The following is a 16,919-nucleotide window of genomic DNA, read 5'->3' as shown; positions in this document are numbered from 1 at the left end:
CTTGGCGACCATTCGTCTCGACATCGGCGGCATGACCTGTGCGTCGTGCGCCGCGCGGGTGGAGCGCAAGCTCAACAAGCTCGGCGGCGTGGTCGCCAGCGTCAACTACGCCACCGAGAAGGCGTCGGTCCAGTTCCCGGAGTCGCTGACGCCGGCGGACCTGGTCGCGCAGGTGGAGGCGGCGGGGTACACGGCGGCGTTCACGCCTCCACCCGCCGAGGATCTGCGACCGCGGTTGGCCACGGCCCTGGTGCTGACCGTGCCGGTGATCCTGCTCGCGATGGTGCCGGCGTGGCAGTTCGCCGGGTGGCAGTGGGTGTCGTTGGTGCTGGCCACGCCGGTGGTTCTGTTCGGTGGCTGGCCGTTCCACCGGGCCGCGTTCGTCAATCTGCGGCACGGCGCCACAACGATGGACACGCTGATTTCGCTGGGGACGCTGGCGGCGTTCCTGTGGTCGGTGTGGGCGCTGGTGTCCGGGTCGGCGGGCAATTCGATGCACGGCACCCCGATCTATCTGGAGACCGCCGCGGGGGTGACGGCGTTTCTGCTCGCCGGGCGGTATGCCGAGGCGCGGGCGAAGCGGCGCGCGGCCGACGCGCTGCGGGCGTTGCTCGCGCTCGGGGCGAAAGACGTAGCGGTGGTGCGGGACGACCGCGAGGTGCGGGTCCCGATCGAACAGCTGCGCGTCGGTGAGCTGTTCCGGGTGCGGCCCGGAGAGACGATCGCTACCGACGGTGTCGTCGTGGACGGAACGTCGGCGGTGGACACGTCGATGGTCACCGGGGAACCGGTGCCGGTCGACGCGGGACCCGGCGACGCGGTGATCGGGGGGTGCGTCAACGCTGGTGGACGGCTGACCGTGCGGGCCGTGCGCGTAGGTGCCGACACGCAGTTGGCGCAGACCGCGCGGCTGGTCGAGGAGGCGCAGAGCGGGAAAGCGCCGGTGCAGCGGTTGGCCGACGAGGTGTCGGCGATCTTCGTCCCCGTCGTGCTGGTGTTGTCGCTGGCGACGCTCGCCGGTTGGTTGGCGGCCGGCGGGTCCACGGGGGTCGCGGACGCGTTCACCGCTGCGGTGGCGGTGCTGATCATCGCGTGCCCGTGTGCGCTGGGGCTGGCGACGCCGACCGCGTTGCTCGTCGGTACGGGGCGGGGTGCGCAGCTCGGTGTGTTGATCCGGGGCCCGGAGGTGCTGGAGTCGACGCGGCGGGTCGACACGATCGTGCTCGACAAGACCGGCACGGTGACGACCGGCCGGATGAGGCTCACCGCGGTGCACCCCGCACCCGGCGTCGACCCGGACGAAGCACTTCGCCTGGCCGCGGCCGTCGAACACGCCTCGGAACACCCGATCGCACTGGCGATCGCGTCCGCCGTCCCCTCTCCCCCACCCGTCACCGACTTCCACTCCCACCCCGGCCACAGCGTCCGCGGCACCGTAGACGGCCACACAGTCATCATCGGCCGCCCGGCCGCAGTAGCAGCCACCGCGAACGCGACTGCGCTCGCGGGCGCGGGCGTGCCCGGCGTGGAAGCGGCGCTGCCCGGGAAGCTCGGCGAGGCTCAGCGGGAGGCGGATTCGCGGGGGGATACGACTGTGGCGGTCGGGTGGGACGGGGCGGTGCGGGCGCTGTTGGTGGTGGCCGATACGCCGCGGCCCTCCAGTGCGGCGGCGGTTCGCGCGCTGCGCGGGCTGGGCCTCACCCCGCTCCTGGTCACCGGCGACAACCAGGGCGCCGCACTCACTGTGGCCACCGCGATCGGCATCGCCCCCGACGCCGTCACCGCCGGCGTCCTCCCCGCCGACAAGGTCGACGTCGTCAAGAGGCTCCAGGCCGAAGGCCGGGTGGTGGCGATGGTCGGCGACGGCGTCAACGACGCGGCCTCGCTCGCCCGAGCCGACCTCGGCCTGGCGATGGGCACCGGCACCGACGTGGCAATCGCCGCCGCCGACGTCACCCTGGTCCGCAACGACCTCTTCGCCGCGGTCGACGCGATCCGCCTGTCGCGCCGCACCCTCGGCATCATCCGCGGCAACCTGTTCTGGGCCTTCGCCTACAACGTCGCCGCACTCCCGCTGGCGGGCTTCGGCCTGCTCAACCCGATGATCGCCGGCGCAGCCATGGCCCTGAGCTCGTTCTTCGTCGTCGCCAACAGCCTGCGCCTGAGAAGGTTCGGTCAGGCCTGACCGGGGCAGGTCTCGTCCGGGTCGACCTTCGCCATCAGCGTGCCGACCAGGTCACCGAAACGCGCCAGCTCCTCGGGCGTCAACGGGTCGACGACCAGTGACCGCACCGTGGCGACGTGCCCGGGCGCCGTCGCCACGACCTTCTCCCATCCCTCCTCGGTGAGCACCGCGTTCGTCGCGCGTCCGTCCTCGACACAGGGCTGACGCCGCACCCATCCCCGCAGCTCCAACCGCTTCACCACGTGGGAGAGCCGCGACAGCGATCCGTTCGCCAGCTCGGCGAGCTGGCTCATCCGCAGCGTCCGGTTCGGAGCTTCGGACAGCCGCGAGAGAACCATGTACTCGAAATGGCTGACGCCGGCATCGCGCTGCAGCTGCGTGTCGAGCGCCGCGGGGAGCTTGATCAGCAGCCCCGCGAGGCGCAGCCAGGTGCGTTGCTGGTCGGCGTCCAGCCAGGGCTCTTCGGGATCCACAGTCTCAGTGTACTGCATAAGTTGACGCTTCAAGTTTCACACCGTAACGTGATTCAAAGCTCAACTACCTGGAGGGCGTTCCCATGCACCCGTTCGATGCTCACGTGGTGAAGACCGCCGCGGCGGACCCCCATCCGCTGTGGACGCCCGACGACGGCCCCCTGCCTTCCCTGTACCTGAGCCACGGCGCTCCCCCGCTCTTCGAGGACGCCACCTGGATGGACCAGCTCTTTGCCTGGGCGCGGTCCCTGCCGAAGCCGAAGGCGATCCTGATCGTCTCGGCGCACTGGGAGATGGCGCCGCTCTCGGTGAGCAGCACGCAGGCCAACACCACGCCGGTCTACGACTTCGGCGGCTTCGACCCGCGCTACTACCGGATGCGTTACGACACCCCGGACTCGTCCGATCTGGCGTCGCTGCTGCTCTCGGTGCTGCCCGACACCGAGACCGTCTACGAGCACCGCGAACGCGGCCTCGACCACGGCGCCTGGGTGCCACTCAAGGTCATGTACCCCGACGCCGACATCCCGGTACTGCAGATGAGCATTCCGACGCACGACCCGTCGCGCCTGCTGGCGCTGGGCGAACGTCTCCGGCCGCTGCGCGAGCAGGGCGTCCTCGTGATCGGCTCCGGCTTCATGACGCACGGCCTGCGCTACCTCACCGACTACTCACTCGACGCGAAGGCGCCGGGCTGGTCGGCGGAGTTCGACGCCTGGGCGGCCGACGCACTCGCCCGCGGTGACGTCGACGAGCTGGCGGCGTTCCGCAACCACGCGCCCGGGATGCCGTACGCGCACCCGACCGTGGAGCACTTCACGCCGCTGTTCGTCGCGCTCGGCGCCGCCGCGAACCCCGAGGCGCCGGTCACCACGACCGTCGACGGGTTTTTCCTCGGACTGGCGAAGCGGTCGTTCCAAGCAGCGTGACCGCCGTTCGCGCATCAGTGGTGGCACTGATCCGCACACGCCTTTTCGGCAGCTGTGTCATCGGACGAACAGTCCGGACGTCATGTCACCGATCGTCCCTGCCTGCGAAAACCTGGACTCTGTGCGTACCACCCCACCTCTTGAGGAGTACGCACCATGACCGCCCGGACTCTCCGCCTGATGTTCGCCTCCGCAGCCGCTGCCGGCGTGTTCGCCCTCACCGGCTGCGGAACGATCACGATCTCCACCGACGACGCCACGCCCTCGGCGACGCCCACGGGTGCCGCGCAGCAGCCGTCGACCGCCGCGACCGCCTCCGGGGACGACGGCCAGGCCGCGGGCGGGCTCGGTACCGACGTCAACAACCTCGATCCGTGCAAGCTGCTGACCCCCACCGAGGTCAACACGTTCACGGGTAGAGAGATCACCCAGATCGACAGAGACAACGCGACGGTCGGCACGACCCGCTACTGCCAGTGGCAGCTGGAGCAGGGCCAGCTCGTGCTGAGCCTGTCGCCGACCTCCGCTGACGACTTCGCGGTGCGTGACCCCGCCGCGCAGGACTTCACCGGTGTGGGCGACGAGGCGTTCACCAGCTCCGGCCACCTCTACGTCCGCAGCGGTGACCTGTCGATCGACGTCTACTCCACGGCCAAGGACGGCGACGCCGCGAACCTGGACGTCGACAAGACCGTCGCCCAGCGCGTGATCGACCAGCTCTGACCCACACGTCGGGCCGCCCTCCAGGGGGCGGCCCGACGTCATTCTCCGGCGTGGACGCCGAGCAACCCCACCAGGAGCGCGCCGAGCACCCGCCGGAAGAGCTCGTCGGCACCCGGCGCGGGGCCGGCCGTCGCCCCACGGAACGCGGCCGCGAGGTGCGGATACCGTTCCGGCGTCACCACCGCACTCAGGTACCGCGCGGTGGCCGCCCGCCCATCGGTCGCCGTCGACGCCTCGTCCCGTGCGAACAGGCTGACCACGCCACTGAGCATCGCGACCGCCTCGAGCTTCGCCTGCGCGGGCCGGTCGAGCGAACTCAGCGCCGCGAGCCCCTGCTCCAGGTAGGCCACCCCGTTGGGCCCCAGACCGGCGGCCCCGGGATGGATCTCGAGCATCCACGGGTGACGCAGGTACAGCGCCCGCAGGTCACGCCCGATCGCGAGCAGATTTTCGAGCCAGTCGTCACCGACCGCCTTCGGATACCCCAGCTCGCCGGTCACCCCGTCGACCATCAGGTCGAGCAGCTCGTCCCGGGTCGCCACGTATCGGTACAGCGACGCCGTTCCCGCACCGAGTTCACCGGCGACCTTGCGCATCGACACCGCGGCGAGCCCGGAGGCATCCGCCAGCGCGATGCCCGCCGCGGCGATGCGCTCCCGGCTGTGTTCCGGCGCCGGGCCGTGCCCGGCGCGCTCCGGCCGGAGCCAGATCGGCTCGTTCATCCAACCTCCTTTGCGAACACCGTACCCAGTCATGTACCGTTCCTACTGCGAACATCGATCGCAGTAAGGGAGGGCTCCATGATCGAGGCCCGTGACCTGACGAAACACTACGGAGACGTCCACGCGCTGGACGGACTCGACCTGACCGTTCCGGCCGGGAGCGTCTGCGCGCTGCTCGGCCCGAACGGCGCCGGCAAGACCACCGCGGTACGCATCCTGACGACGCTGGCCACCCCCAGCTCCGGGCGGGCCTCCGTCGGCGGCTACGACGTCGTCGGCGAGCCTCATCGCGTCCGCGAACTGATCGGGTTGGCGGGGCAGCACGCGGCGGTGGACGACGACCTGACCGGGCGGGAGAACCTGGTCATCCTCGGCCTGATGCTGCACCTCGGCCGGCGGGCGGCCCGGCGGCGGGCCGACGAACTGCTCGAGCAGTTCGACCTGGCACCGGCGGCCAAGCGGCTGGTCAAGACGTACTCGGGCGGGATGCGGCGACGCCTGGACCTGATCGCGGCGTTCCTCGTCGAACCGGCGTTGCTGGTGCTCGACGAGCCGACGACGGGCCTCGACCCGCGCAGCCGCCAGGAGATCTGGACGACGGTGGCCGGCCGTGCCGCCGCGGGCACCACAGTGCTGCTCACCACGCAGTACCTGGAGGAGGCCGACCGCCTCGCCGATCGGGTCGTGATCGTCGACGCCGGCCGGGTGGTCGCCGAGGGAACGCCGGACGCGTTGAAAGACGAGCTCGGCGCGCGCGTGGACGTGGTCGTCACCAACGAGTCGGACGCCGCGGCCGCGGCCACCACGCTCGAACGCTGGGCCACCGGCCCGCCGGAGATCGACGGCACCCAGGTCAGCGTCTCGGTACCGGCCGGGATCGTCACGCTGCCCGACGTGGTGCGCGCCCTGGACGCCGACGCGCTGGCCGTGGCCGACGTCCGCCTCCGGCGCCCCACCCTCGACGAAGTGTTCCTCGACCGGACGGAGGGCGTGAAATGACGAATGCGGTGATCGACGGGATGGCGGCGGCCGAGCGGGTGCTGACCAAGCTCCGGCACGACCCGTCCGGCATCGCGCTGACGCTCGCCGGGCCCCTCGTGCTCGTTGTCGCGTTCGGCTACATCATCGGCAGCGCGATCGACGTGCAAGGCGGGGGCTACCGGGAGTACCTGCTGCCCGGCCTGTTCGTCCTCATCGCCGTGAACATCGTCCCGCCGCTGGTCACGATGGTGCGCGACAACCAGCTCGGCGTCGTCGACCGGTACCGCTCGATGCCGATCGCCCGCAGCGCGGTGCCGCTCGGGCAGGCGGTCGCCACCAGCGCCTACGGGCTCGTGAACTTCACCCTGATGGGCCTGTTGGGGCTGCTCGTCGGGTGGCGGATCGAACGCGGGGCCGGCCGGGCGCTGGCCGCGCTCGGGCTGCTGCTGCTCGTGCAGTTCGCGATGACGTGGGTCGGGCTGTACCTGGGGCTCGTGGTGCGCACCCAGGAGGCGGCCGGGCAGTTGGCGCTGATCGTGCTGCCGGTCTCGATGGTGTCGAACCTGATGGTGCCGACCGGTGGGATGCCCGGCTGGTTGCGGGTGATCGCGGACTGGAATCCGGTGAGCGCGCTCGGGCAGGCCGTGCGGGAGCTGTGCGGCAACCCGATCCCGGTGGAGGCGTCGTCGTGGCCGCTGCAACACCCGGTCGCGGCGACGCTGATCTACTCCGCCGTCATCCTGGCGGTTTTCGTCCCCGCCACCACCCTGCGCTACGCGCGGCCGTCCTAGGACCAGAGCGCGACGTGTACCGACGGACGGCGCGGGGCGGAGGGCGCGGCGCCGGGCGGGGCGAGCATCGCGGCGGTGGCGCCGGGCGTCGTGACGAACTCCTGGAGCGCCCGGGCCGCCGTGCTCGCCCGGCTCCGCCCGAGCACCGTCGCGTACCAGAGCCCCTGCACCGGCGTGCCTGCCAGCGGTAACCGCACCAGCGTCCCGATCCGCAGGTCGGCCCGCACGACGTGCCCGAGCGCCAGCATCACCCCATCGCCCCGCCGGGTGGCGTCGATCGCTTCGGTTTCGGTGGGGAAGCGGACGAGGTCGGGCCAGGTCGGCAGACCCGCGAGCCACCGTCCCTCCTCGGACAGTTCCTCCAGGCCGGCCGGGCCGGTCAGCCAGACCTGGCGGAGCGGGTCGGAGCGCGGTGAATCGGCCACCAGAATGCGCTGGTAGCGGAGAAACGGGACGGCGTCGAGCGAGTCGCCGGCGGCCGGGCGCGGGCCCAGCACCACGTCGGCGGCGCGGCGGACCAGCGCGTCGGCGAGGTCGGAGCCGTCGAGGGTCACGAGATCCACTTCGCAGTCCGGCAGCCGGCGGGTGAAGGCGTCGAGCAGAGCGCCCGCTGCGTGCTCACCGAAGTCCGCGGTTGCGGCCACCCGCAACGACCGGGTCGACGTCACGGTCTCGGCGACCTCGCGGCGGGCCTGGTCGGCGAGACCGACGATCTCCTCGGCGTGGACCGCCAGCCGGCGACCGCCCGGCGTGAACGAGATGCCGCCGCCGGCTCGGATGAACAGCGGGTCGCCCAGCTCCTGACGCAGTGCGGCGACAGCGGCTGAAACGGCCGGCTCGCTCACTCCGAGCTCCGCTGCGGCCGCGCGCAGTGACCCCAACCGGACGACCAACGCAAACGTCCGCAACTGGCTCAGCGTCATCGGTGACACCTCTTAACCGTTCGCTTATGACGACCTTGACACTTGTAAACGCTGGTAACAAGGTCAGGTTCGGATATCCCCATCCACCCGATGTGGAGGCACCTAGGTGCAAGTTCCCGCTCCCTTTGACTACGCCCGCGCGGAGAATGTCGAGGACGCGCTGGCCCTGTTACACACGCACGGCCCGGAGTCGCGGGTGATCGCGGGCGGGCACAGCCTGCTGCCGATGATGAAGCTGCGGCTCGCCCGGCCCGAGTGGCTGATCGACATCAACGACCTCTTCGAGCTGGACTACATCGTCGAAGACGCCGACGTCATCCGCGTCGGGGCGCTCACGCGTCACGCCACCCTGCTCGGCTCGGACGTGATCGCGAGCCGGTTCCCGATCGTCGTCGACGCCGAGAAGGTGATCGCTGACCCGGTCGTGCGCAACCGCGGCACGATCGGCGGGTCGCTGTGCCAGGCCGACCCGGCCGAAGACCTGTCGACGGTCTGCGAGGTGCTGCGGGCCGAGGTCGTCATCCGGACGCTGGACGGCGAGCGCGTCGTCACGATGCCGGAGTTCCACCGCGGACCGTACGAGACCGCTGTCGCGCAGGACGAGCTGCTCACCGAGATCCGGTTCCCGCTGAAGCCCCGCACGGGCAGCGCGTACGAGAAGGTCGAGCGGCGCGTCGGTGACTGGGCGGTCGCCGCCGCCGGTGCGTCGGTGACGCTGGACGAGACGGGGGCGATCGCGGACGTCGCGATCGGGCTGACCTCCGTCGGGCTCGACGGGCACACGGCGACACGCGCGGAAGACGCCCTCCGGGGCAGCGCCCCGAGCGAAGAGGCGTTCGCCGAGGCGGCCCGGCTCGCGTCCGAGGCCTGCGACCCGGTTGCCGACCAGCGCGGTCCGATCGATTACAAGCGGCACCTCGCCGGGGAACTGACCAAGCGCGTGCTCCGGCGCGCCGTGGAACGGGTGAGCTGAAAATGCAGATCACGATGACGGTCAACGGCACCGAGGTCACCGCCGAGGCTGAGCCCCGCACGCTGCTGGTGCACTTCATCCGGGACACGCTGAAGCTGACCGGTACGCACTGGGGCTGCGACACGAGCAACTGCGGCACGTGCGTCCTGTTGATGGACGGCGAGCCGGTCAAGTCCTGCACGGTACTGGCCGCGATGGCCGCCGGCCGCGAGATCCGGACGGTGGAGGGGCTCGCTCAGAACGGGCAACTGGATGTCGTGCAGCAGGGGTTCATGGCCGAGCACGGTCTGCAGTGCGGTTTCTGCACGCCGGGCATGATGATGACCGCTCGCGCTCTGCTCGACCGCAACCCGGATCCGGACGAGACCGAGATCCGGACCGCGATCTCCGGCCAGATCTGCCGCTGCACGGGCTACGCGACGATCGTCCGGTCCGTGCAGTGGGCCGCCGCGAACAGCGAGGACGTGAAGGCATGACGGTCACTGAGACGAATCCTGCCGCCACCGACGAGAACCGCCCCATCGGGTTCGGGCGGCTGCAGCGCAAGGAAGACCCGCGTTTCGTGCGGGGCAAGGGCCGCTACCTGGACGACATCGCCCTGCCGGGCATGCTCCACGGCGCGATCCTGCGCTCACCGGTCGCCCACGCGAAGATCATCTCGATCGACACCACCGAAGCGCTGGCACACCCCAAGGTGCTCGCCGTCATCACCGGCAAGGACCTCGAGGGCCTCAACCTGGCCTGGGCGCCGACGCTGTCCTACGACGTCCAGGCTGTCCTGGCCACCGACAAGGTGCGCTTCCAGGGCCAGGAGGTGGCGTTCGTCGTCGCCGAGGACCGGTACGCCGCGCGCGACGCTCTCGAGCTGATCGACGTCGACTACGACGTTCTCGAGCCTGTCGTGGACGTGCGGAAGGCGTTGGACGCGGACGCGCCGCTCATCCGGGACGACAAGGAAGGCCAGACGAACAACCACATCTTCGACTGGGAAGCCGGCGACGCGGCGGAGACCGACGCGGTCTTCGCGAACGCCGAAGTGGTCATCAGCGAAGAGGTCATCTACCCGCGCGTGCACCCGGCGCCGATGGAGACCTGCGGCGCGATCGCCGACTACGACCCGATCGACGGCAAGCTGACGCTGTACGAGACCACGCAGGCACCGCACGCGCACCGCACGGTGTTCGCGCTGGTCGCGGGGTTGCCCGAGCACAAGATCCGGGTGATCAGCCCCGACATCGGCGGCGGTTTCGGCAACAAGGTCGGCATCTACCCGGGATACATCCTGGCCGTCGTCGGCTCGATCGTCACCGGGAAGCCGGTGAAGTGGGTCGAGGACCGCTCGGAAAACCTGATGTCGACGTCGTTCGCCCGCGACTACATCATGAAGGCCGACGTGGCCGCCACGCGCGACGGGCGGATCCTGGCCGTGCGGACGCACGTCATCGCCGACCACGGTGCGTTCAACGCGAGCGCGAACCCGACGAAGTACCCGGCCGGGTTCTTCCACATCTTCACCGGCAGCTACGACCTGCAGGCCGCGTACTGCAAGGTCACGGGTGTCTACACGAACAAGGCGCCCGGTGGTGTGGCGTACGCGTGCTCGTTCCGGGTCACCGAGGCGGTGTACCTGATCGAGCGGATGGTCGACATCGTCGCGGCCAAGCTCGAGCTCGATCCGGCGCAGATCCGGCTGAAGAACTTCATCCAGCCGGAGCAGTTCCCGTACGCGAACAAGACCGGGTGGGAGTACGACTCGGGCGAGTACGAGAAGACCATGCGGCTGGCGTTGTCCCGCGCAGGCTACGAGGATCTGCGGCGCGAGCAGGCTGAGAAGCGCGAACGCGGCGAGCTGATGGGCATCGGGATCTCGTTCTTCACCGAGACCGTCGGCGCCGGACCGAGGCGCCACATGGACATCCTGGGTCTCGGCATGGCGGACGGTGCCGAGGTGCGCGTGCATCCAACCGGTAAGGCCGTGGTCAGGCTGTCGGTGCAGACTCAGGGTCAGGGGCACGAAACGACGTTCGCGCAGATCGTCGCCGAAGAGATCGGCATCCCACCCGAGGACATCGAGGTCGTGCACGGCGACACCGACAACACGCCGTTCGGCCTCGGCACCTACGGCAGCCGGTCGACGCCGGTGAGCGGCGGCGCGGTCGCGCTCGCCACGCGCAAGGTGCGGGAGAAGGCCAAGCACATCGCCGCCGCGATGCTCGAGGTGCGGCCCGAGGACCTCGAATGGGAGAAGGGGCGCTGGTTCGTCGCCGGTGACCCCAGCCAGGGCAAGACGATGGCCGAGATCGCGATGGGGGCGCACGGCACCGTCGAACTGCCCGAGGGCATCGACGGCAATCTGGACGCCGAGGTCACGTACAACCCGCCGAACCTCACGTTCCCGTACGGGGCGTACATCTGCGTCGTCGACGTCGATCCGGGCACGGGGTACGTGAAGGTGCGCCGGTTCATCGCTGTCGACGACTGCGGCACCCGCATCAACCCGATGATCATCGAGGGTCAGGTGCACGGTGGCCTGACGGATGGCGTCGGCATGGCGTTGATGGAGTTCATCGGGTTCGACGAGTCGGGGAACTGTCTCGGTGGGTCGTTCATGGACTACCTGATCCCCACCGCGATGGAGGTCCCCGACTGGGAGACCGACTTCACGGTCACGCCCTCGCCGCACCATCCGATCGGGGCCAAGGGCATCGGTGAGTCCGCGACGGTGGGTTCGCCGCCGGCCGTGGTGAACGCCGTGGTCGACGCACTGGCCCCGTACGGTGTGACGCACCTGGACATGCCGTGCACCCCGGACCGGGTGTGGGCGGCCATGCAGGGCCGGGCGACCCCGCCGATCTGATGAACCTGTTGGAACGGGCCGCGGAGCTGGCCCAGGCGCGAAAGCCTTACGTGAAAGCCACCGTCGTGCGCGCGGGCAAGCCGGCCAGCGCGCACGCCGGTGACACGGCGCTGGTGCTCGCCGACGGAGCCATCGAGGGCTTCGTCGGCGGGACGTGCGCGGAGTCGTCGGTGCGGGTGCACGCGCTGGCGACGCTCGACACCGGTGACCCGTTGCTGCTGCGGATCTCGGCCGGTGCCCCCTCGACCGTGGTCGAGGAGGGCGCCGTCACCGTGGCGAATCCCTGCCTGTCGGGCGGCAGCTTGGAGATCTTCCTGGAGCCGCGCAAGCCGGCGCCTCGCCTGGTCGTGGTCGGCGACACCCCGATAGGCGTGTCCCTGGCCACCCTCGGCGCGCCGCTGGGCTTCGAGGTCATCCCGGCAGGCGTGCCGGACCCCGGCGCGGCGGGCGCTTCAGCGGGCGCGGCGGGTCTGGTGGCCGCGGCGGATGCAGTCGTGGTGGCCTCGCACGGGCGGGGTGAGGAGCCGGTGTTGGAGGCGGCGCTCCGAGCCGGTGTGCCCTACGTGGGCCTCGTGGCCTCACGCAAACGGGGCTCCGCAGTGCTCGCGTCGCTGGAGGTCAGCGACACCGAGCGCGCACGGGTGCACTCCCCTGCCGGGCTCGACCTGGGCGGTCGCTCCGCGCCCGAAATTGCCCTGTCGATCCTCGCCGAGATCGTCGCCCTCCGTTCCTCCTCGGACGACGCCACCCGGCGAACCACCGGAGGCGAAGATCCGGTGCCGATCACCACCGCCGTTCTCGACAGCTTCGTCACCATCCCAGCGGGCACGATCCCGCTGGCAACCATCGAGGCTCCGGGCACCGCGATCGACCCGATCTGTGGGATGACCGTGGCGATCGTGCCGGGCGCCATCCAGGCGGACGGCCCCGTCTACTTCTGCGCCGAGGGCTGCAAACGCCGGTACCTGGCGGACCGCGGGTGACGGGGGCAGCACGGGCCGGCGCGTCCCAGGAAGTAGCCGCCGTTTTCCCGGACGTGGACGCCCTGGCCACCGCCCTGGACACCACCGGATACGTCGTCGACCCAGGCCTCGCGACGGCCTTGTTCCTCGCGGTCCGGCTCCCCCAGCCCGTCCTCCTCGAGGGCGAGCCGGGCGTCGGCAAGACCGAGGCCGCCAAGGCCCTGGCCCGAGCCCTCGACACCCCACTGATCCGCCTGCAGTGCTACGAGGGCATCGATGCCTCCGAAGCGCTCTACGAGTGGAACTATCCACGCCAGATGCTGGCGATCCGCATGGCCGAGGCGCGCGACGAACGGCTCGCCGAGGCGGACCTGTTCACCCGTGACTACCTGCTGCGACGCCCCCTGCTCGCGGCCCTGGAGCACCCCGGGCCGCGCCCCGCGGTGCTCCTGATCGACGAACTGGACCGCGCCGACGACGACTTCGAGGCGTTCACGTTCGAGCTCCTCGCGGAGTCGTCCGTGACGATCCCGGAGCTCGGCACGATCACCGCGGCCCAGCCGCCGATCGTCGTCCTGACCTCGAACCGCACCCGCGACCTGCACGACGCGCTGAAACGGCGCTGCCTGTACCACTGGATCGACTACCCGACCCCGGAACGCGCCGCCGAGATCGTGCGGCGACGCGTCCCCGACAGCGCACTGCCACTGACCCTCGACGCGACCGCCGCGGTCGCCCGGATGCGCGGCCTCGACCTCGAAAAGCCCCCCGGCATCGCCGAAACGATCGACTGGGTAGCCGCCCTCACCCTCTTGGGCGTCGCCCACCTCGACGCCGTGGCCGCCGACACCCTGGGCAGCGTCCTCAAGAGCCGGGACGACCTCGACCTGGTCCGCGCCCAGGGCCTGGGGTGGCTGACGGGCGCCAGCCGTGCCTGACCCACCCGCCGAACCCCGCGAGCCCCGCGCCGCCTCCGCACGTCCCGGTGCGACCGCGACGGGGGATGCGCGTGGCAGCGCGGGGGGCGCGGATGCTCACCTCCTCTTCCCCACCCCGCTCTCCGCGCAGGAGCGCAGGGGCACGCGCGGCTTGGTGGTGCGGCCGGGGGTGCTCGCTGTGCGGTTCGTGGAGGCGTTGCACCGGGACGGGGTGGCAGCCGGTACCGAGCGGGCGGCGCGGTTCGCAGCGGCGTTGCGGCTGGTGCCGCCGGTGACGCGCGACCGTCTGTACTGGACGGCGCGCACCACCCTGGTCGCCGACGCCGAGCAGCTTCCCGCGTTCGACGCGGTCTTCGACCGCATCTTCGGCGACGACGCCCCACCGGTGGATCTCGCCGACTCCCGCGGCGACCCCACCGCGCCGCCGCTGCCGGACGTCCCGCACGAGACCCGGCCGGCGCCCGCGGACAACCGTCCCGAGGAGCGGGCACTGTCGGGAGGCGGAGCTCCGGGCTCCTCGTCCAGCGACACCCCCGGGTCACCCCGTGCGGTGCCGGCTCTGGCGTCGGCGGCCGAGCGGCTCCGATCCACCGCGTTCGCCGACCTCTCGGCATCCGAGATCGACGCCGTGCGGGAACTCGTCCGACGCCTGGTGCTCGCGACACCGACCCGCCGGACCCGCCGCTCCCGACCGTCGACCAAGAACGGCGAGCGGATCGACGTCCGCCGCACCGTACGAAACGCCCGGAAGACCGGAGGGGATCCGGTCGCACTGGTGCATCGGCGCCGCCGGCGCCGGCCGAGGCCGTTGGTGCTGCTGTGCGACGTGTCCGGGTCGATGGAGCCGTACACGCGGGTGTTCCTCGCGCTGCTGCACGGGTCGGTCACCGGTGCGCGCGCCGAGGCGTTCGTGTTCTCCACGAGGCTGACGCGACTGACCCGGTCACTCGCCCGCCGCGACCCCGACCTGGCCCTGCGCCGCGCCGCCGAAACCGCCCCGGACTGGGCGGGCGGGACGCTTCTGGCGCAGTCGCTCCAGCGCTTCCTCGATTCCCACGGCCGGCGCGGCGCGGCGCGGGGCGCAGTCGTCGTGATCTTGTCGGACGGGTGGGCGCAGGACGATCCGGCCGACGTCGCCGCGCAGATGGCACGGCTGCGCAGGCTCGCTCACCGGATCGTCTGGGTCAACCCGCGGAAGGCTGCCGCCGGCTTCGCGCCGAAGGTCGGCGGGATGGCCGCAGCACTACCCTTCTGCGACGCGTTCGTCAGTGGGCATAGCCTGGCCGCACTGGACGAGGTCGCCGCGGCGGTTTCGCACCCATCGAGAGGATTGTTCTGATGCAACTCGACAGCGCTTTCGACGTGAAAGCCCCGATCGACCAGGTGTGGTCGACGCTGATGGACTTCGAGCGCGTCGCTGCCTGCCTGCCCGGTGCGCAGGTGCTCAACACCCTGTCCGAGGATGCGTACCAGGTCGGCATGAAGGTGAAGCTCGGGCCGGTCACGATGCAGTACAAGGGACAGTTAGAGGTCGTGGAGCGGATTCCGGACGAGCACCGGGCGGTTCTGCGCGGCAAGGCGAAGGAAGCGCGCGGTCAGGGCACCGCGGAGGCGACGGCGCAGCTGTCGCTGACGTCGGACGGCACGACGACGCACGGCAAAGTGACCGCGGACGTGAACCTGTCGGGGCGGGCCGCCGCGATGGGGCAAGGGGTCATCAATACGGTGACCGAGCAGATGATGGCCCAGTTCGCGACGAACCTCCAGGCCATGCTGGAGGCCGGCGACACCCCGGCCCCGAACGCCGCCGAAGCCGCCGCCCCGGACGCCGCCGAAGCCGCCATCACCGCCGCCCACGGCGCCACGCCCGCGGCCTCCGCGACCGGCGCCGACACCGCGACCGGGGCCGACACCGCTGCCGGCAGCACCGCTGGAGCCAACGCCGCAGGCGACAGCACCGCTGGCGCAGGCGCGGAGAGCACCGCTGGCGCGGCCCCGGTGAAGAAGGCCGCTCCGCGGAAGCGTGCCGCGGCAAAGGCCACCGGCGATGTCGCGGCCGCCAACGGCACCGCGGTAGCCGCCGACGGCGTCCCCGCAGCCGGACCCACCACCACGACGGCGGACGCTGCCGCGACGGCGAACACCGGCGCCGCCACGTCGGCGGGGCTCACCGCAGCACCCGCTGCAGGCACGACGGCGACGCCCGCCGGAGGCACGACGGCGACGCCGGCTGCGGGCACCGCGGGCGCGGGCACCGCGGCTGCGGGCACCGCGGGCGCGGGCACCGCGGCTACGCCCGCCGGGGGCACTACCGCCACGCCGACCGCAGGCACCGCAGGTGCGCGGACGGTGGGCGCGGACGGTGGGCCGCTGCCGAGCGCGCCCGGCACCCGCCCGGTGCCGGCCTTCGTCCCCGCGGACGACAATGCGCTCGACGCGGTAGCCCTCGCGAAGGCGATCGCGGAATCGCAGCTCCGCGAGCCCAAAAAGGCCCTGGGCCTACTGGCGATAGTCGCCTTCCTCGCCTACCTCTTCGGCAAGCGCCGAGGCCGCAAAGCCGCCCGCTGACCCCCAAAAATTGTCGTACCCCTGTTCTAAAATGGTGACAGTGGCCACCGATCGGTAGCCACTGTCACCACGACGGAGGGACGGCACTCATGTCCGCTCAGATCACCGTCAAAGACCCGGCGAACCCCACTCGCCTCCTGGCCCGCCGATCGGGCGAACCCTGGACCGACGACGAGTACTCCAGCGTGGTCGCCGCCCTCGCCGCCGACATCAGCGTCGAGCAGCTCGCCGAGGAACTGCAGCGCACCCCGGGCGCGGTCCGCGGCGCCCTCCGCCTGCTCACCCCACCCGCGCTGGGCCTCCGCGGCGCCGCAGCCGAGAACTGGCTCCGCGAGCAGCTGACCGGTCACACCGGCTACGACTGGCGCGCCTCCCGCCGCGCACACAGCAACGGCACGTACTGGACGCCGTCGGCCGACGACATCCTGGAAGACGGCTGGCGCCGCAGCACCCCGCTCGGCGAACTCGCCGCCACCGTCGGTGCCACCGAACTCCACACGCACCGCCGCCTGGTGCAGCTCCACCTCTCGCACAGCGTGCTGGACACCGTCAACCGGCTGGGCTGCACCCCGGGCGGCGACCTCGAGGCGCGCTACCTCGTCGCCCGCGACGAGTACCGCTCCGCCGTGTGGGTGCTCACGATCGACGGGCTGGTCGACCAGTACGGCACGGTCACCGACCACGTCAGCGTCCACTCCAGCCGCGGGTCCGCCGCGATGACGCTCGAACGCCTCACGAGCACCCACCGCTTCACCGCCACCGCCCGACGCCTCTCCCTCCCGGCCGCCTGCTGGCGCCTCGTGGGCCGCGGCCTCGACACCGCCGCCTACGGCCTGGGCCACCCCGACACCACCGGCGAAATCCCCGCCCACCGAGCCGCCTGACCCCAACTAC

16 protein-coding genes are annotated in these 16,919 nt (G+C 71.3%); 13 read left to right on the top strand and 3 right to left on the bottom strand.

Features of this window, described 5'->3' with window-relative positions; genetic code table 11:
• The first annotated feature begins 31 nt into the window (after positions 1–31).
• Positions 32–2,185: a heavy metal translocating P-type ATPase gene (locus ACGFY5_RS20340; protein WP_392722564.1), complete on the top strand. Its 2,154-nt coding sequence runs from the start codon at positions 32–34 to the stop codon at positions 2,183–2,185.
• On the opposite strand, the gene ACGFY5_RS20335 is transcribed toward ACGFY5_RS20340, so the two are convergent.
• Positions 2,176–2,658 (bottom strand): MarR family winged helix-turn-helix transcriptional regulator, encoded by a 483-nt coding sequence (locus tag ACGFY5_RS20335; protein ID WP_392721830.1) that lies wholly within the window; start codon positions 2,656–2,658, stop codon positions 2,176–2,178. The two genes, ACGFY5_RS20340 and ACGFY5_RS20335, sit on opposite strands and share 10 nt — an antisense overlap.
• Positions 2,659–2,741: 83 nt before the next feature.
• Between ACGFY5_RS20335 and ACGFY5_RS20330 the strand changes: the two genes are divergently transcribed.
• Together ACGFY5_RS20330 and ACGFY5_RS20325 are read left to right on the top strand one after the other, a co-directional pair.
• Positions 2,742–3,587, top strand: a complete 846-nt coding sequence (locus ACGFY5_RS20330; protein WP_392721828.1) for a dioxygenase — start codon at positions 2,742–2,744, stop codon at positions 3,585–3,587.
• Positions 3,588–3,743: 156 nt separating this feature from the next.
• Positions 3,744–4,310, top strand: a complete 567-nt coding sequence (locus ACGFY5_RS20325) for a DUF3558 family protein (RefSeq protein ID WP_392721827.1) — start codon at positions 3,744–3,746, stop codon at positions 4,308–4,310.
• A 38-nt stretch (positions 4,311–4,348) separates the two neighbouring features.
• Here the strand turns inward: ACGFY5_RS20325 and ACGFY5_RS20320 are convergent, their stop codons facing one another.
• The gene (locus ACGFY5_RS20320) at positions 4,349–5,032 is read right to left on the bottom strand and encodes a TetR/AcrR family transcriptional regulator (protein ID WP_392721825.1); all 684 of its coding nucleotides are present in this window, start codon (positions 5,030–5,032) and stop codon (positions 4,349–4,351) included.
• A gap of 78 nt (positions 5,033–5,110) precedes the next feature.
• Between ACGFY5_RS20320 and ACGFY5_RS20315 the strand changes: the two genes are divergently transcribed.
• A complete protein-coding gene (locus ACGFY5_RS20315; protein ID WP_392721823.1) occupies positions 5,111–6,031 on the top strand; it encodes an ATP-binding cassette domain-containing protein in 921 nt (306 codons plus the stop codon).
• Complete coding sequence (locus tag ACGFY5_RS20310) at positions 6,028–6,804, top strand: ABC transporter permease (RefSeq protein ID WP_392721822.1); 777 nt, start codon at positions 6,028–6,030, stop codon at positions 6,802–6,804. The genes ACGFY5_RS20315 and ACGFY5_RS20310 overlap by 4 nt, the downstream gene beginning before the upstream one ends.
• Here ACGFY5_RS20310 and ACGFY5_RS20305 read toward each other — a convergent pair.
• A complete protein-coding gene (locus ACGFY5_RS20305) occupies positions 6,801–7,727 on the bottom strand; it encodes a LysR family transcriptional regulator (protein WP_392721820.1) in 927 nt (308 codons plus the stop codon). The two genes, ACGFY5_RS20310 and ACGFY5_RS20305, sit on opposite strands and share 4 nt — an antisense overlap.
• A gap of 106 nt (positions 7,728–7,833) precedes the next feature.
• Here ACGFY5_RS20305 and ACGFY5_RS20300 point away from each other — a divergent pair, with 106 nt between their 5' ends.
• The 8 genes from ACGFY5_RS20300 (at position 7,834) to ACGFY5_RS20265 (ending at position 16,909) form a co-directional block, all read left to right on the top strand.
• Positions 7,834–8,700, top strand: a complete 867-nt coding sequence (locus ACGFY5_RS20300; RefSeq protein WP_392721819.1) for an FAD binding domain-containing protein — start codon at positions 7,834–7,836, stop codon at positions 8,698–8,700.
• Between the two features lie 2 nt (positions 8,701–8,702).
• Complete coding sequence (locus ACGFY5_RS20295; protein ID WP_392721818.1) at positions 8,703–9,176, top strand: (2Fe-2S)-binding protein; 474 nt, start codon at positions 8,703–8,705, stop codon at positions 9,174–9,176.
• Positions 9,173–11,557, top strand: a complete 2,385-nt coding sequence (locus ACGFY5_RS20290) for an aerobic carbon-monoxide dehydrogenase large subunit (RefSeq protein ID WP_392721817.1) — start codon at positions 9,173–9,175, stop codon at positions 11,555–11,557. The genes ACGFY5_RS20295 and ACGFY5_RS20290 overlap by 4 nt, the downstream gene beginning before the upstream one ends.
• Positions 11,557–12,540, top strand: coding sequence for an XdhC family protein (locus tag ACGFY5_RS20285; RefSeq protein ID WP_392721816.1), 984 nt, complete (start codon positions 11,557–11,559; stop codon positions 12,538–12,540). Before ACGFY5_RS20290 ends, ACGFY5_RS20285 begins: the two co-directional genes overlap by 1 nt.
• Entirely contained in the window at positions 12,537–13,457 is a 921-nt protein-coding gene (locus ACGFY5_RS20280; protein ID WP_392721814.1) for an AAA family ATPase, read from the top strand. The genes ACGFY5_RS20285 and ACGFY5_RS20280 overlap by 4 nt, the downstream gene beginning before the upstream one ends.
• Entirely contained in the window at positions 13,450–14,796 is a 1,347-nt protein-coding gene (locus ACGFY5_RS20275) for a VWA domain-containing protein (protein WP_392721812.1), read from the top strand. Before ACGFY5_RS20280 ends, ACGFY5_RS20275 begins: the two co-directional genes overlap by 8 nt.
• On the top strand, positions 14,796–16,025 hold the full coding sequence (locus tag ACGFY5_RS20270) for an SRPBCC family protein (RefSeq protein WP_392721810.1): 1,230 nt from the start codon (positions 14,796–14,798) through the stop codon (positions 16,023–16,025). Before ACGFY5_RS20275 ends, ACGFY5_RS20270 begins: the two co-directional genes overlap by 1 nt.
• Positions 16,026–16,114: 89 nt before the next feature.
• Complete coding sequence (locus tag ACGFY5_RS20265) at positions 16,115–16,909, top strand: hypothetical protein (RefSeq protein WP_392721807.1); 795 nt, start codon at positions 16,115–16,117, stop codon at positions 16,907–16,909.
• The last annotated feature ends 10 nt before the right edge of the window (positions 16,910–16,919 follow it).

Origin of the sequence: Cryptosporangium sp. NPDC048952 (assembly GCF_043197895.1) — a bacterium.
Classification (GTDB): domain Bacteria; phylum Actinomycetota; class Actinomycetes; order Mycobacteriales; family Cryptosporangiaceae; genus Cryptosporangium.
This window is presented reverse-complemented; position numbering and strand designations above follow the sequence as displayed.